Raw genomic sequence first — 16,876 nt, 5'->3', positions numbered from 1 at the left:
TCGATGATCTGGCGTGCCCATCGGCTCACCGCTGCCCATTGGTCGCCCCGGTGTCCCGGCTCGCGGCCGCTGCGGGCATGGCCCCGCTCGTCGACGGAAAGCCCAGCGTGGTCTCGTCGAACTTGAAGCGCAGCCGCACGTAGGCGCCCTTGCTCGTGTATTCGTTGGCCGTGAGGTCGCGGTCGTTCAGGCCCACGAAGTTGTAGCCCGCCGACAGCCACAGGTTCTTGTAGACCTGATAGCCGAGCTCGAAGCCGAAGGTCTTCTGCAGTCCGCCGCCCTTGCCGTAGAGCAGGCCGGCCTGCACGCCCCAGTCCCAGTCCTGGTTGATGTCCTGCGTGTAGCGCGCCTGCACCAGGTGCGCCCAGTACGTGCTCGCGAGCAGGCTGTCGCTCATGCGGCTGAGCTTGCCCGCGTAGCGCGCCATCACGACGCGCCCGGGCGCGGGGTTGTAGTTGAGGTGGGCCGAGACGATGTCGGCGCTGGTCCTGCCCGGCAGGCTGGCGCCGTTGTCGGCACCGAACACGCTGCTGCCCTGCAGTGCACCCGCTGCGTTGCCCGCGCCCACCACGTTCTGCGAGCGGCGCTCGTAGCGCGCGAGGGCGTTCCAGCTGTCGTCGTCCACTGGGCGATAAGCCACGCCGATCTGGTGGCGCTGCAGGTGGCGCTCGTTGCCGGCGTTGGTGCCCTGCCCTTGGCTGCTGCTCATGATGCTGCGCGCCAGCAGGCTCCACGAAGGATCGAGCTTGTAGGCGAAGCCCGCGCTCAACAGCCGCGTGTTGGCGTCGTCGCCGCGGCGCACTTCGAACACGCCGCTGGTCTTGAGCCGGTCGGTCATGTACTCGATGCCGCTGGTGACGGCGGTCGATTGCCCGAGCCCGCCGGCATAGCCGGTGCCGTTGTTGCCGCTGTTGGCGTAGCCGCCCAGGTTGCGCGTGTGCTCGATGCCGCCGGTCACGCTGATGCGCTCGGTGAGCTTGACGGTGTTGCGCACGCCGATCGCGGCCTGCACGCCGCGGCCGTCGGCACCGTCGGCGAGGCGGTACTCGTTGTACACGCGACCGCCCTCCATGTAGTTGCTCTCGATGCCGACGATGCCGGTGTTGTTGTTGCGCGCGCTGTCGAGCGCATAGGGGCCGTAGAGCGAGGAGATCAGTTCGTAGCGCCCGTAGACGCGGGTCTTGTCGGTCACGGCGTAGTTGCCGCCGATGGCCAGCACGCGCTTGTCGCTGTGCTTCAGGTCCTGCTCGCCCTCGATGAAGAGCTGTGCGTTCGGCACCCACGGCAGTTGCGTCGACAGCCGCGCGCGCAGGGTGGTCAGGGTCTGCGTGTCGACGCCGTTGGCGGCCACGGCCGCGCCCAGCACGGTCACGCTGTTGGCGCCGATGCTGCTGCTCGTCTGCGCGTTGTAGGTGGAGATCTGGCCGTAGTCGAAGCCCGAGTTCGAGCCCATCGCCTCGTTGCTCTGGCCATGGCGCAGCCCCACTTCCACCGCGGTCTGCTCGCCGAGCTTCTTCTGCGCGCTCAGGGTCAGTCCCTTGCGCTCGTCCGTCTGCGCGGCGTCCTTGCTGTAGAGCGCCTCGGCGCGCACGGCCAGCGTGGGGTCGATGCGGTATTCGGCACGCGCCGAAGCCTCGGTGCGGCCCGCCGAGGAGCTCGCGCCGGGGTTGTCGAAGCCTTCGCTGGTCCTGGTCGCGAGCGCCACCACGGCGAGCTTCTCGTCCTGGTAGCGCGCCTCGATGCGCGCCCCATGGCCGCTGCCCTTCTCGTCGGACTGCGTCTCGACGACTTCGCCCGCCACGGTGGTGTTCTCGCCGATGCGCGCAATGCCCGTGACCGCCTGCAGCTTGCGCCTGTTCTCGGGGTTGCGGTCGGTGCTGACCACCACGCCGACCTGCACGGTCTCGGCGACCTTGAGCTGCACGTCGACGCCCGCCACGGTGAACTTCGGCCCGCCCGAGTCGACCTCGTAGGTGACGCGGATCGACTGCGGATTGAGGTTCTGGTCGACCGAGGAAATCGCGCGCGTGAACAGGATGCGCCGCGTCAGCGGCTCGACCGTGTAGTCGACGAAGCGCGTGACCGCCGTGCGCTGCAGCACGATGTTCGGCTGGTTGCGGTCGCGCACCACGATCTCGACCTGCTCGCTGTTCTCGACGAACTCGCCATTGCTGCCGCTCAGGTAGTACGGCCCCGAGGTGCCGACCGCGCGGAACTCCTCGACCTGCTGCGTCTGCGCGGTGCGCGAGACGTAGCTGGTGGCGCGCACGCGCTCGTCGTCGTAGACGTGCTTCAGGCCCGTGAGCGACCGGTTGCTCTGGCTCAGGTTGCGCACCTCGGTGCTGCTGGCGGTGGTGAAGTCGCCGTACAGCAGGTAGGAGCGGTTCTTGTCGATGCGCACATAGAGCTTCTGCGTGCTCTGCGCATCGAAGCCCTTGACCGAGGAGTCGCCGTAGATCGGATAGAACTCGTCGGGCCGGATGTCGCGGAACAGGCGGCCCTTGCGCTGCTTGTCGGAGTCGTAGGCCGCGGTCAGCAGGTACTCGCCCTTGATCGCGCCCTTGAAGAAGAAGGCGGCGCGTCCACCCGCGCGGCTGCTTCCGCCCTCGTTGCCGAGGCTCGTGAGCTCCGACTCGAAGGCCGCGCCGGCGGGCATCGCACCCAGCGGCAACTTGCCGCGCTTCGTGAGGTCGAGCACGCCCTCGACGATGCCCACGCCGATCATCGGGCGCAGTTCGGGCGTCAGCGCGAGACGCACTTCCTTGACTAGGTTCGCGGCCGTGACGCGGATGCGCGCGTCGCCGGGCTCGCCGGGTGGCAGCAGCCGGAACTCGGCGCGGCCGCCTTCCATGAAGACCTGGGTGCCGGGTTCCTCGGGGTTCAGGTCCTCGGCCAGCCAGCGGCCGCGGTCGGCCTCCAGCGTGAGCTGGGTGCGCGCGGTGACGGGCACGCCGGCGGCGTCCGCCAGCCGCACGGTGACGACGACGGGCGTGCGCAGGTCGGCCTGGGCCGACGCGGGCAGGTCGAGCTCGATCGCCGAGAGCTTGTCGGGCGCGACGACGGTGATCTCCCGCGCTTCGCCGCGCAGGTTGCCGAAGCCGTCCACGGCCTCGAGCCGCAGCGTGTTGGCGCCGGGCTTGAGCGTCACGCCGATGTACTCCCAGGCCGCGAGCTGCTTCGAGGGCAGCTGCGACTTCTTGCCCACGCGGCGATCCTCCACCGCGGCACCGTTCACGCTCAGGCGGAAGCCCGCCGCATCGCTGCCCTTGACGCGCACGTTGATCGAGGTGCCGGCCACCGTGTCGCGGTCCTTCAGGTCGAGGAAGCCCAGCGCGTTGTTCTCGATCTGCGGCAGCAGGGTTTCGAGCTCCACCGGGCTCGGCGCGGCCGGCGCCAGCAAGGGCAGGTTGCGCGGCTCGAGCATCGCGCCGCCCAGCCCGATCGGGCGCGCGGGCGGGGTGCCGCCGACCGGCGCGAACAGGCTGCCGGCGGGACTTGTCGACGGCGTGCCACCCAGCGGCGCATTGGCACCGAGCTGGTTGCCGAGCGTGCCGCCCATGGAGCCGCCGGCGCCGCCGACGAAGGTGCTCGGGTTGGCCGGCGGCGCAGGCAGCGCGATCAGCGGTACCGAGGTGGTCTGCACCGTGCCCGTGCTGCCGCCGGCCAGCGCCTGGCCCGAGGCCGGCAGGCCGCGCAGATCGCCGGCCGGCACCACGCGGCCCTCGGGATCGAGGCGCAGCCGCACCTGGGCTTCGGCCTCGGTGTCGGGCTTGGCCGCGATCGCGGCGCGCCGTGCCGCCACGTCGTCGAGCACCGCCTTGTCGTCGCAGTTGGCGATGACGAAATTGGCCTTGTGGAACTCGCCCTTCTTGAGGTCGAGGAAGCGGCTCTCGGGCGCGCCCGCGTTGCGGTTGTCGAGGATCTCGAGGCGGGCGCCCGCGGGCAAGGTGAGCTGGTCCACGCGCAGCACGTGCGTCACCGGCTTCAGGCCGTAGAGGCTCCACTTGCCCTCGACGTCGGTCACGACATGCGTGCCGTCCTCCAGGTACAGCCGCACGCCCGGCACGCCGATCTCGTCGGCGCCCTGCTGCCTGCCGTCGCGCTTGCAGTCCATGTAGACCTTGCCGAAGGCGAAGGCATCGTCGGCAAACACGCCGCCGGTGACGCGCAGCGTCCAGCTCGCGAGGTTCGACTGGATCGGGCCCGAGCTGGCGCGCGCGCGGTTGATCGCGTCGCCGTCGGTCGGCGCGCCGACGCCGATGCGCACGCGATAGCGCACCATCGCCGACTGGTCGGGCGCGATGACCAGCGCGGGATAGTCGAAGCGCAGCCCCGGGCCGGCACCGCCCGCGGGGTTCGGCACGATGGCGCCATTGAGCCGCGCGCTGTTGGCCACGTAGGCGAAGCCCGGCGGCAGCGTGTCGCTCAAGGTCACGCCGGTGACGGGGAAGCCGGTCTTGTTGGTGACGGTGAGCGCGTAGTCGACGAAGTCGCCGAACTCGGCCTGCCGCTTGCTGCCGTCCTTGCGCAGCACCAGGCCCAGGATGTTGCCGGGATCCAGCGGGATGTGGTTGTTCGCGACCTCGCAGGCCGAGCCGTCGGTGTGGGTGCCGGTGCGCAGCTGGAGGTAGTGGGTGGTGGGCTCGCCGTTCTGCGGCGCCGCGGGGTTGGGCACCACGGCGCCGCAACTGGCGAAGCTGCCGGCGGTCGCGGGGAGGAGCTGCGACGGCGCGACGTAGCCGCTGCCCGCGGGCGGCGCCACCTTCAGGCCGTAGCTGCACATCGCGCCGGCCGGCGGCGGCTGCATGTGGAACTGGTAGGCGCCGTCGGCGCCGGTGCTCATCGAGACGCTGCCGTCGGGGTTGAAGGTGTAGAGGCCGGACGTGCCGCCGTTGAGTTCGGCCGCGGTGATCGGCGTGGTCGCGCCGCTGCTGCACGACTGGCGCGCGTAGGTCGCCACCGCGCCGGCCACGGGCTGGCGCGTGAGCGCGTTGTAGACCACGCCCTGCGGATCGACGAGCAGCGACCGGACCGTGGCCATGGCGGCGGCCACCACCGAGCGCGGCGTGACGTTGACCGTGTTCTGCTCGAAGGCCGCGGCCCAGGCCTTGTTGTTCAGCGCGACCCGGCTGCCGATCGCGGCCGGCTTCTCGGTGACCCGCACGGTGAAGCTCAGCTGCTCGCTCTGGCCGGCCTCGAGCGCGCGGCTGCCGTCCGTGAGGCTCAGCGCGACCTCGGTGGGGAACTGGAACGGATCGGCGCTGTCGTGGTGCGCGCGGTTGCAGGTGGCCCGGCCCGTGAAGCCCGGCGCCGCCACCAGGCGGCCGCCCGCCACCTTCGGCCGGCCCACCAGCTCCCACGACGCGACCTGGCCCTCGGCCTTGTCCATGTCGAAGCTGCAGTTGAGGTTGTCGATCAGCCGCAGGTTCGGCGCGGCGGCCGCGCCCGTGTTGCTGACCTTGAGCACGTAGTCGAACTCGAAGACGCCCGGCGCCACGCGCCGCGCCATCGAGGCCTGCTTGCTCAGCAGCAGCGTCGGCAACTGCGTCGACACCGGCGTGGGCACGCTGTTGTTGTTGGGATTGCCGTCGCCGTCGGGGTCGGGGTTGTCGCCATTCATCGAATCGTCGAAGGCGACGGCCGCGCCGCCGGCCGACAACGCGCCCGAGGCCTTCACGCTGTTGAGCAGGGTGCCGCTGCGGCCCGTGAAGTTGATGCGCGCCTCGAACTCGACCGTGACCTGCGCGCCCGCGGGCAGCACGGCGCCTTCGGCCAGCAGCTTCTGCGCGTTCGCCGTGCCCTTGAAGGCGGGGTTCGCCACCGCCACGAGGCCGCCGCCGTTGCCGGTGGGCGCCGGCACGATCGCGACCGAGCCCGGCACGATGGTGTACTGGTTCGCGGCCGGCACGGCCGCGGCCGTGTAGCTGCCGAACTGGGTCTCGCCCGGTCCCTCCATGAGGTCGGTGGCCTGCGCGTCGTGGAGCCACGAGGCGCCGTAGTTGCGCAGGTTGACGCGGAAGCGCACATTGGCGGTGCCGTCGGGCTTGCCGTCCGCGCCCTGGTTGAGCCGCGGCGCCGAGGCGGCCTTCGCCGCGCCGATGCGCGCCTGGCTGGTGGCGATCACCACCGTGTTCGACGGCGCCGTCGTCGGGCCCGTGCCATCGTCGTACTGGCCCTGGGCCGTGTTGCGGATGTCGTCGCCAGGGGCGGCATCGACCTTCACGGCGAACTGCATCGCGATCGATCCGTTGCGCACCAGCGGCGCGGGAATGCCGATCGCGACCTCGATGACCGAGGCGTCTTCTGCCCGCTCCTTGCGGTAGCTGAACTCCGCGTCGCCCGGCAAGCGATAGAGCTTGATCGCGCCGGCCGCCGCGGTCTGCAGCGAGCCCACGATGTACTGGGTGCCTTCGGGCACCTTGTCGCGGATCAACACCAGCGCCATCGGCACGCGGTCCACGAGCAGCGGCGTGTTGGTCGGCGCCACGATGCCGCTCGGCTTCGCATCCTGCGCGCCGATGTTGGTGCCCGACACCGTGAAGTCGATGCGCGTCTGGCCCGGCACGACGAAGCCGGGGTAGCTCGCCGACTTGACGAGGCTCAGCGCCGCCGCATCGCCCACGACGACGGTGTCGCGGTTGCTGGCCTGCAGGCGCTGCAGCGCGGTGGTGGCCGTCAGCCCGAGGCAGGCCGTACCGCGCGCCACCATCGGGATCGTGCCCTGCACCAGCAGCGCGGCCGCCTCGCCCGGCTTCAGCGTCAGCGCGCCCGGCTTGTCGAGCGCGAGCACCGGGTCGACGGGATCGGACACGCCGTTGTTGTTGGCATCGCGCAGCACGCGCAGCGCCGACAGGTCGAGCGTGTCGGCGGCGCAGCCGGCCGCGTTGTTCGCCAGCGCGATCGTGTAGCTCGAGGTGACGTTGCCCGTGTTGGTCAGCAGGTGGTTCAGCGTGACGATGCTGCCCGGCGGGCGGCTGAGCGTCTGGTCCTGCGTGAGCAGCAGCGCCTCGACCGGCAGCACGGTCGCGATCACCTCGTTGGAGGAGATGGTCTCGGTCTGCGCCATGCCGCCCGGCACGTAGGTGCCGGTGGCGATGCTGCGGATGACCGTGCCGCCCGGCGCGGCCGCGGCATTCGCCTGTGCCATGCCGCCGAGCAGAAACACCACGCCTGCGGCGAGCGCGGCAGCGAATCCGCGCCACGATCGCAGGCTGGAGCCTCTGAGCTTGGAAGTCGACGACATGCGGTGAACTCTTGGAAAGCCCGGCAACGGGCCGGAAGAAAAAAGAATGGGAGACGAACAGGGGCTCCCTTTCCCTTGCGCCTTCGCACGAGGACGCAAGGGAAAGGCGAACGGCCTTGGAAGGAAGAAGGAACCGGCAGGCCGAAGCCCGCCGATCCCATCGTTCAGCCGACGCTTACTTGTTGACCTTCACCGAGAAGGTCAGCGTGGCCTTGCCGCCGGGCGCGACCGTGTTGGTCGCGCTGCCGCAGGACACGGACGTCGGGGTCGCGGCGTAGTTCGCCTGCGCGAAGGCCGGCGTCACGCCCGCGGAAGCGCACTGGTCCGACGGTTGCGCGCCGTCCGGTGCGGCCGTCAGGCTCGTATAGGCCGGCACCGCGTCGTTGATCGACATGTTGGTCACCGGCGAGGCGCCTTCATTGGTCGCGACGATGCGATAGACGATGCACTGGCCCGGCTTCACCGTGAGTGCCGCCGACGAGCTCGGCACGATGGTGCCCTTGCACTCCTCGTCCTTGGCCTGGAGCTTGATCAGGCGCATCTGGCCCGAGATGACGGTGCTGATGTCGGTCGCCGAGGGCGTACCGCACTTCGCTTGGTCCGGGAAGGTCACGGTGACCGTCGCCGTGTCGGTGGCACCGGCCGTCGCGCCGCCCGGTGCGAACACCTTGACGAGCAGCTTGTGCGCCTTGCCACCGCTCAGGTCCACGGTGGGGCCGACCTGGCCGTTCGCGCCCACCAGCGTGTCGCCGGTGTCGATCTGGCCGTCGCCGTTGTTGTCGATGTACAGCGCGGTGGTCCAGCCCGCGGTCACGTCCGCAGCCGGCAGGACCGCCTTGACGTTGAACTGCGTGCCGCAGCTCTGCGCGCCGGTGATGGTCAGCGTGTGGGCGTAGATCACCGAGCCGCCGGGAGCGACCTGGCCTTCGTTGTTCGGCGTCAGCGTGGCACCGTAGGTATCGGCCGCGATCACCTTCACCGCGTCGAGCTTGGTGTCGATCGCCACGGCGCCGGTGGAGGTCGGGCCGGTCGACTTCACCTGGAAGTAGATCAGCTGAGCGTCGACCGCAGCCTGCGACGCGGGCGGCGTCACGCAGGCATCGACCGCCATTTGCGCACCGGCAGCCACGTTCACCGTCGTCATTCCGCTCGCCGAGCAGGCGGCACCGCCGGCCACGAACTTCACCGTCCAACCGCTGGGCAGGCTGCCCGGGAAGTTGTTGGTCTGGCTCGCCGCGAGGCTGAAGGCGTTGTCCTTGGTGTCGTTGTTCCTGATGAACAGGTTGAAGACGGCGGGGGTACCGGCCGGTGTCGTCGTCGTGGTCGTCGGGGTCGGGCTCGGGCCCGTGCCCACGTCGCCGTTGCCCGCGTTGCCGGAGGTGCCGTTACCGGTCGGGGTATTGGTCAGGTCGACCAGCACGCCGATCAGGCTCGTCAGGATGTCGCGCGTGGCATCGAACTTGGTGCTGTCCTTGCTCGAGGTACCGAGAACGATGGCTTCGAACGGTCCGTTCGGCAGCGGCGTGGGCGCCGACAGCGTGACCGCCAGCACGATCCTGACGCTCTGGCCGGGCCGGATCGGACCGGTGTCGACGATGCCGTCGTTGTTGGTGTCGATCAGCGGCGCGGAACCACCGTCGGCGAAGAAGCGGAAGGTCGAACCCGCGGGGAACTTGCTGACGTCGGCCGTGAGGTTCACCGTGTCGTCCGCGTTGCCGGTGTTGAACACCGTCTGCGGGAACTTCACCGTGGAGCCCGCGACGCCGGAGGCCAGGGTCGTCTGGTCGGCATCCGTCGTGAGCGGCGTACCCGCCGTGGCGTCCTTCGACGCAACCGGGCTCGCCGAGGCGTGCGTGGAGCCGAGCACGATGCCGTAGCTGCCCGACACCTCGAAGGGCGAGGGGTTGGTCGGCGTGGTCGGATCGGTCGGCGGGTTGGTCGTCGTCGTGCCGTCCGGCACCTTGGTCGGAACGTACTCGGCCTTGTTGGTCGTGGTCGTTCCACCGACTTCGGCGGTGCTGTTGATCAACACCACGAAGCTCACGGTCTGCGTCACGTTCGGGGGCAGCGAGGCCACCAGGAAGCTCAGCCGCTGGCCGTCCGCCAGGAAGTCGATGCCGACCGGATCGCCGCCCGCGCCGTCACCCAGCGCGGTACCGGGCGCGTTGCTCCAGACCGCGGAACCCGGCACGTAGGTGAAGCCGCTCGGCAAGGTATCGGCCATGTAGAACTTGCCGGCCGCGCCACCCGTGTTGTTGAAACGCAGCGTGTAGGTGGTGTAGAGGCAGTTCGGATCGTTCGACGTCGCGCCGGCGATCGTTGCCGGGCAGGAGGCCGTCGAACGCGGACCGCTGGTCCTGGCCGCGGGCCAGACACCGCCGTTGGCGACCCAGCTGACCGCGGGAACGCTCAGGCTCTTGGAGGCGTTGAAGGCCGCATCGGTGGTGAGCACCACGTGGTCGACGTCGGCCACCTTCTGGTTCGCCAGCTCGTAGAGATCGAGCGTGGCGGGCACCGCGTTGATGGTCGCGGGCTGCGGCGACGTGAAGTTGGCCGCCGTCGCCGTGCTCGGAATCGAGTACGCCACGACGAACGGGAAGGTGCCGTTGCCGCCCGCGACCGTCTGCGCGGGCACCGTGCAGACGGCGCCCGGCGTGACCGAGCACAGTGCATTGGTGCTGTCGGGCACGCCGTCGGCGTTGGCATCGGCGAACACCTCGATCTTCGAGAAGCCGTTCGGCGGTGCCGTGGTCGTGTCGATCGTGATGGTGAACTTGTCGGCGCCGTTGCCGGTGTTGGTCAGCACGTGGGGCGCATAGACGATCGCACCCGCGGCGCCGATCTTCTTGTTGATCACGTCCGTGGTGACCGTGGTCCGGCCGTCCAGGTTGAACGAGCCGACCTGCTGCACCGTCGTCTGCACGAGGTTCGAGGTCGCGAGCTGGCTGGCGCCATTCGGGTCGAGGTAGGTGGCCGAAGCCTGGTTGCCGATGATGGTGTTGGCAGGCGGTGCCGCGGCGAGCGCATCGGAGCTTCCGAACAGGAAGCTCATGGTCAGAGCTGCGGCGCCCGCCCAGAACGCACGCGGCACATGGCCGGCGCGACGGGCTGACAAGGTAGGAATCACGGGGTTTCTCCTCGGTGGTTAAGGGTCTGAAAAAAGACGAACGCACCCCGACCGGCGATTTCCAGCAAAGGAAACCGGCAAGAAAAAGCGGACGGGGAAAGAAAGAGGACTGGCCCTCGGCGCGACGCGAGGCCGGGGGCCGTCAGCGGCGCGGACTCAGCGTGCGGCGCGCGCGGCCTTGGCTGGCTCGGCCGTCACCGCGGAGGCAACGGGCGCGGCGGGAGGCACCACCTCCTCGACCTTGGCGCGCGCAGTGACCGCGGTCACGCCCTTGGCGGGCAACTGGCCCAGCTCCCAGCGCAGCGCGCGGTACTCGGCATAGGGAACCGGTTCCGGCTTGCCATTCACCTGGCGCGTCAGCGGCTCGGCCGCGAAGACGCCCTCCTTGGTCGCCGCCTTGACCAGCGTCGCGCCGGGCTTCGCGGTCTTGGGCAGGTACTCCAGCCCCTCGGGAATCGGGAGGTTGGCCACCAGGCCGCTGACGCTGCGACCCGTGTGATTGGTGTAGGTCGCCGTGTATTCCAGGATGTCGCCCGGTTTGACCGAGGCGGCCTCCACCAACTGCTCCTTGCCCTGCGGGTCCTTGATCACCTTGGACTGCTTGAGCACCACGGCCACGCCCTTGTCCTGAGCCGCGCCCGCCACCACGGGCGCGGCCTGCACGCCCTGCGCCGAGGCCAGGCCGCCCCCGCTCAGCGCCATGACCACGCCGAGCCCCAGGCTCAGTCGCACGGTCAGCCGGGCCAGGGGCCCGACAAACGAATTCAAACGAAACGCACCATTGATAGACATGAACGATCTCAGCCTTCCGCAAGATTGAAAAACCACCCGGCGCTCGCAAGACGTTGCCGCAACATCTCTTCACGCCAAAAAAAGAATGAACAATTATTCTTCATCACATCGCGAATTCGCTGATGAAATCGGCCATTGAGTCGCTTATCCAACAAGAAACACGCAAAAAGCATTAACTTGTTCACGCACCAAGTTTGTGCTTTGTGGATTTTTGAGAGCATTCACTCTCTTTTTTGTGAGACCAAGTGTGTCCCGAGGCAACCGGGATCGACCGCATTGACCCGCGGCCCCCCGCCGTGGCACAAAGCCCGCGATGGCAGCCCCCGCCGAACCCGTCGCCTACCCGGCGCACCTCGTCGAAGACTGGCGGCTTCGCGATGGCCGCGCGGTGCGCATCCGCCCGATCCATGCCGACGACCTCGCGATGCACTCCGCCTTCGTCGCGGGCCTGTCCGACCGCACCGGCTACCACCGGCTGTTGTCCCCGCGCAAGCCCCAGCCCGACGAACTCTGGCGCATGACCCACATCGACTACGCGCGCGAGCTCGCGCTGATCGCCACCACCGAGGTCGACGGCGCCCGGCAGCAGATGGGCGTGGTGCGCTACGTGCGCGGCGACACGCCGGAGACGGCCGGCATTGCCGAGTTCGCGGTGGTGATCGCCGATGCCTGGCAGCGCCACGGACTGGCGGAGAAACTGATGCGCGCGCTGATCGCGGCGGCGCGCGATGCGGGTGTGCGGCAGCTGGCCGACATCACCCTCTACGACAACCTCGCAATGATCGCGCTGGCGCGCAAGCTGGGCTTCAAGGTGCAGCGCGATGCGGGCAACCCGAACGTCAGCCGGCTGCGCCTCGCGCTCGACCCGCCCGGCTGACTCCCGCCGGCAGGCCGAGCAGCCTCAGCGGCAGCTCGCGCCCGCTGCCGACGCATGCAAAGACCGCCCGCCCGGCACGCTCCATGCGTCGCCCTTCCCTGCCCATCGGAAGCGCCCCAAGCGCCCCGAAAAGCGCATCGAAAGGATTCAGTAACCAAGTTAAACAAACTTAAAACTACTTCCTTATGATGCGAAACCTTTTTTCGCCGGAAGCAGAGAGACCCGTCCATGGTTCAGCTCGCGTTGCGTCGTCCGTACACCTTCATCGTCATGGCGATGCTGATCGTGCTGGCCACGCCCTTCGTCCTCTTGCGGATGGCCACGGACATCTTTCCGGAGATCAACATCCCGGTGGTGTCCGTCATCTGGAACTACACCGGCCTGCCGGCCCAGGAGATGGGCCAGCGCATCTCGGGCCAGGTGGAGCGCGGCCTGACCACCACCGTCAGCGACATCGAGCACATCGAATCGCAGTCGCTGGCGGGCGTGTCGATCATCAAGGTGTTCTTCCAGCCCACCGCCAACATCGAGATGGCGATCTCGCAGGTGGTGGCCTCGATGCAGGCCCAGGTGCGGCAGCTGCCGCCGGGCATCACGCCGCCGCTGGTGATCAAGTACTCGGCCTCGAGCGTGCCCGTGATCCAGCTCGCGCTGTCGAGCCCGACGCGCTCCGAGAACTCGCTGTTCGATGCCACCGTGAACCAGTTGCGCCCGCAGCTCATCACGGTGCCGGGCGCGGCGATCCCCTTTCCCTACGGCGGCAAGAACCGGCTGATCTCGGTCGACCTCGACACCCAGGCGCTGCAGGCGCGCGGCCTGTCGCCGTCGGACGTGGTGAATGCGATCAACACGCAGAACCTGATCCTGCCCTCGGGCACCGCCAAGTTCGGCGCCACCGAGTACGGCGTGCGCATGAACGGCTCGCCCGATGCGATCGCGGGCCTCAACGACCTGCCGATCCGCACCGTGAACGGCGCCACCGTCTACGTGCGCGACGTGGCCTACGTGCGCGACGGCTTCTCGCCGCAGACCAACGTGGTGCGCCAGGACGGCGTGCGCGGCGTGCTGCTGTCGGTGCTCAAGAACGGCGGCGCCTCCACGCTGGACATCGTGGCCAATCTGCGCGCGATGCTGCCGGTGGCGGCGCAGACCATGCCGCAGGACATCAAGATCACGCCGCTGTTCGACCAGTCGGTGTTCGTGAAGGCGGCCGTCAAGGGCGTGGTGTTCGAAGCCATCCTGGCCGCCGCGCTGACCGCCGCGATGGTGCTGCTGTTCCTCGGCAACTGGCGCAGCACGCTGATCATCGGCCTGACCATCCCGCTGTCGATCCTGGCCTCGATCCTGGTGCTCTACGGCCTGGGCGAAACGCTCAACCTGATGACCCTGGGCGGGCTCGCGCTCTCGGTCGGCATATTGGTCGACCAGGCGATCGTGACCATCGAGAACATCGAGCGCCACCTGCACATGGGCACGCCGCTCAAGGAGGCGATCGAGGTCGGCGCCGGCGAGATCGGCAACGCGGCCTTCGTCTCCACGCTGTGCATCTGCATCGTGTTCGTGCCGATGTTCTTCCTCTCGGGCGTGGCACGCTTCCTGTTCGTGCCGCTGGCCGAGGCCGTGGTGTTCGCGATGCTGGCCTCCTACCTGCTGTCGCGCACGCTGGTGCCCACGCTGGTGATGCTGCTGATGGGCGGCGTGCACGGCCAGCCTGACGAGAACGCGAAGCCGAGCGCGCTGCAGCGCGTGTACCGCGCCTTCGACCGCCGCTTCGAGCGCGTGCGCCGCGCCTACACGCTGCTGCTGTCGGCCATGCTGTCGCGCCGCGGCGGTTTCATCGCGGTCTTTCTCGGCTTCTGCCTGCTGTCCTGCCTGCTCTATCCGGCGCTGGGCCGCGACTTCTTCCCGACCGTGGACGCCGGCCAGATCCGGCTGCACATGCGCGCGCCCACCGGCACCCGCATCGAGGAGACCGCGCGCCTCACCGACCAGGTCGAGGCCGCGATCCGCGAGCTGGTGCCGCCCGACCAGCTCGAGACCATCCTCGACAACCTCGGCGTGCCCAACAGCGGCATCAACCTCTCCTACAGCAACGCCGGCACCATCGGCACCTTCGACGCCGAGATCCTGATGTCGCTGAAGGACGGCCACCGGCCGACCGAGGAGTTCGTGACCACGCTGCGCGCCGAGCTGCCCAAGCGCTTCCCGGGCATCGAGTTCTTCTTCCAGCCGGCCGACATCGTCACGCAGATCCTCAACTTCGGCCTGCCGGCGGCCATCGACGTGCAGTTCAGCGGCAACGACATCGCGGGCAACGCGGCGCGCGCGGCCGAGCTCACCAAGGCGATCCGGCAGATCCCGGGCGCGGTCGACGCCCACGTGCACCAGCGCCTCGACGGACCCTCGGTGGACCTGACGATGGACCGCTCGCGGCTGCAGCAGTACGGACTGACCGCCTCCAACGTGGGGCAGAACGTGCTGATCGCGCTGTCGGGCAGCTCGCAGACCGCGCCGGCCTACTGGCTCAATCCGCAGAACGGCGTGGTCTACAGCATCGCGGTGCAGACGCCGCAGTACAACGTCGACTCGCTCGATTCGCTGCTCAACATCCCGGTGGGCGCGGCCGGAGCGGCGGCGGCACCCGGCGGCGCTCAGCAGCTGCTGGGCAACCTGGTCGACGCGCGCGCGGCGCGCCAGCCGGCGATCCAGTCGCGCTACAACATCGCGCCCGTGATCGACGTCTACGTCAGCGTGCAGGGCACCGACCTCGCGAGCGTGGCGAGCAAGGTGCAAGCGCTGGTCGACGAGATGCGACCCAAGCTCTCGCGCGGCAGCCGCGTCGACATCCGCGGCCAGGTGCAGACCATGCAGTCCTCGTTCATCGGCCTGGGCGTGGGCCTGGCGATGGCGATCGTGCTGGTCTACCTGCTGATCGTCGTGACCTTCCAGTCCTGGCTCGACGCCGCGATCATCATCACCGCCCTGCCCGCCGCGCTGGCGGGCATCGCCTGGATGCTGTTCATCACCGGCACCACGCTGAGCGTGCCGGCGCTCACCGGCGCGATCATGACCATGGGCGTGGCCACGGCCAACTCGATCCTGATGGTGTCCTTCGCGCGCGAACGGCTGGCCGCGGGCATCCCGCCGCTGTCGGCCGCGCTCGAGGCCGGCGCCACCCGCATCCGCCCGGTGCTGATGACGGCGCTGGCCATGATCATCGGCATGATCCCGATGGCGCTGGGCCTCGGCGAAGGCGCCGAGCAGAACGCGCCGCTGGGCCGCGCCGTGATCGGCGGCCTGCTGTTCGCGACGGTGTCGACGCTGTTCTTCGTGCCCGCGGTCTACGCGGGCGTGCACAGCTGGCTCGCGCACCGGCGCGCCGCGCGCGGCGGCGCCCATCCGCCGGCCGGCGCCACCGCGCAGGAGCACTGAGCGATGCCCGCGCCATCCGATCTTTTCGACACCCTGTTCGACTTGTTGTACCTGCCGCGCGCCGAGCCCTCCCACGGCCGCGCGGCCCGCCACGGAAACGGCCCCGCGCCGTACAGCGCATGACAGAGCAACGCCATTCGGCATTGGCCATCCACCCCATCGCCGCCGACGACGGCGACGGCCCCGAGCTGCTGCGGCGGCGCCAGATCGTGCGGCGCACCCGCTGGCTGGTGCTGATCGTGCTCGTGCTGCTGGCGCTCGGCGCGGCACGCACGGTGTTCGTACGCATCGCCAACGCACGCGAGCTGCAGGCCAGCACGGTCGAGCATGCCAAACAATACGTGCAGACCGCGCTGCCGCGCACGCCCACGGCGGGCCAGAAGCTGGCGCTGCCGGGCACGCTGCAGGGCTACGTGCAGTCGCCGATCTCGGCGCGCGCCAGCGGCTACCTCAAGCGCTGGACCAAGGACATCGGCAGCCGCGTCGAGAAGGGCGAACTGCTGGCCGAGATCGAGACGCCCGAGATCGACCAGCAGCTGTCGCAGGCCATCGCCGCGCGCAACCAGGCGGCCTCGGGCCTCGAGCTCGCGCAGAGCACGGCGGCGCGCTGGGAGAACCTGCGCAAGAAGGATGTGGTCTCGCAGCAGGACCTCGACGAGCGCCGCAGCGCCGTCGCGCAGGCCACCGCCAACGTGGCGGCCGCCGATGCCAACGTGCAGCGGCTGAAGCAGACCGAGGGCTTCAAGCGCGTGGTCGCGCCGTTTGCCGGCGTGATCACGCGGCGCAACGTCGACACCGGCGACCTGATCGATGCCGGTGCCGGCGGCGGCGCGGGCCGCGCGCTGTTCGTGCTGGCGCAGACCGATCCGCTGCGCGTGTACATCAACGTGCCGCAGGCCTATGCCCAGCTCGTGAAGGCCGGCCAGCCGGTGGTGGTGACGCAGGCCGAGCTGCGCGGCCAGAAGTTCAGCGGCCAGGTCGCGCGCACAGCGGGCGCCATCGACACCACGACGCGCATGATGCAGGTCGAGGTCTCGCTGCCCAACCGCGACGGCGTGCTGCTGCCGGGCGCCTACGTGCAGGTCGAGCTGCCGCTGGCCGCGAGCGGCACGCTAACGGTGCCGGCCAATGCGCTGCTGTTCCGTGCCGAAGGCACGCGCGTGGCGGTGGTCGATGCGCAGGGCCGCGTCGGCCTGCGCCCCGTGACCTTGGGCCGCAACTACGGCGAGAACGTCGAGGTGGTCGACGGGCTCGCGGGCACCGACCGCATGGTGCTCAATCCCTCCGACTCGCTGGCCGATGGCGACATGGTCGCGGTGGCGCCCGATGCGCCGGCCGATGGCGCCAAGCCCGGCGCGGCACCGGCTGCAGCACCGGCGGCGGCCAAGAAGGAACCCGCGTGAGC

Annotated in this window: 6 protein-coding genes; 3 read left to right on the top strand and 3 right to left on the bottom strand. The window is 69.5% G+C overall.

The annotated features are described in order from the left end of the window. Positions 1 to 25: 25 nt before the first annotated feature. The 3 genes from KV106_RS11840 to KV106_RS11830 form a co-directional block, all read right to left on the bottom strand. On the bottom strand, positions 26 to 7,243 hold the full coding sequence (locus KV106_RS11840; RefSeq protein ID WP_261210484.1) for a DUF11 domain-containing protein: 7,218 nt from the start codon (positions 7,241 to 7,243) through the stop codon (positions 26 to 28). Between the two features lie 175 nt (positions 7,244 to 7,418). Next, complete coding sequence (locus KV106_RS11835; protein WP_261210483.1) at positions 7,419 to 10,295, bottom strand: hypothetical protein; 2,877 nt, start codon at positions 10,293 to 10,295, stop codon at positions 7,419 to 7,421. 231 nt (positions 10,296 to 10,526) lie between these two features. Continuing rightward, positions 10,527 to 11,102 carry a hypothetical protein gene (locus KV106_RS11830; RefSeq protein WP_261210482.1) on the bottom strand — a complete coding sequence of 192 codons (576 nt, stop codon included), beginning with the start codon at positions 11,100 to 11,102 and terminating at the stop codon, positions 10,527 to 10,529. A gap of 373 nt (positions 11,103 to 11,475) precedes the next feature. Between KV106_RS11830 and KV106_RS11825 the strand changes: the two genes are divergently transcribed. From KV106_RS11825 to KV106_RS11815, 3 genes are all read left to right on the top strand, one after another. Next, on the top strand, positions 11,476 to 12,039 hold the full coding sequence (locus tag KV106_RS11825; protein ID WP_261210481.1) for a GNAT family N-acetyltransferase: 564 nt from the start codon (positions 11,476 to 11,478) through the stop codon (positions 12,037 to 12,039). Positions 12,040 to 12,267: 228 nt separating this feature from the next. Then, positions 12,268 to 15,471, top strand: coding sequence for an efflux RND transporter permease subunit (locus KV106_RS11820; RefSeq protein ID WP_261210480.1), 3,204 nt, complete (start codon positions 12,268 to 12,270; stop codon positions 15,469 to 15,471). Positions 15,472 to 15,590: 119 nt separating this feature from the next. Beyond that, positions 15,591 to 16,874, top strand: a complete 1,284-nt coding sequence (locus KV106_RS11815) for an efflux RND transporter periplasmic adaptor subunit (RefSeq protein WP_261210479.1) — start codon at positions 15,591 to 15,593, stop codon at positions 16,872 to 16,874. Positions 16,875 to 16,876: the final 2 nt, after the last annotated feature.

The organism is Variovorax endophyticus, assembly GCF_025376855.1.
Classification (GTDB): domain Bacteria; phylum Pseudomonadota; class Gammaproteobacteria; order Burkholderiales; family Burkholderiaceae_C; genus Variovorax.
The sequence above is the reverse complement of the archived record's forward strand: the minus strand, read 5'-3'. Positions and strand labels throughout refer to the sequence as shown.

Excerpts from the sequence above, each read along its gene's own strand:
- KV106_RS11825 (WP_261210481.1), top strand. The coding sequence starts at position 11,476 with ATGGCAGCCCCCGCCGAACCCGTCGCCTACCCGGCGCACCTCGTCGAA.
- KV106_RS11840 (WP_261210484.1), bottom strand. The coding sequence starts at position 7,243 with ATGTCGTCGACTTCCAAGCTCAGAGGCTCCAGCCTGCGATCGTGGCGC.
- KV106_RS11815 (WP_261210479.1), top strand. The coding sequence starts at position 15,591 with ATGACAGAGCAACGCCATTCGGCATTGGCCATCCACCCCATCGCCGCC.
- KV106_RS11835 (WP_261210483.1), bottom strand. The coding sequence starts at position 10,295 with ATGAGCTTCCTGTTCGGAAGCTCCGATGCGCTCGCCGCGGCACCGCCT.
- KV106_RS11820 (WP_261210480.1), top strand. The coding sequence starts at position 12,268 with ATGGTTCAGCTCGCGTTGCGTCGTCCGTACACCTTCATCGTCATGGCG.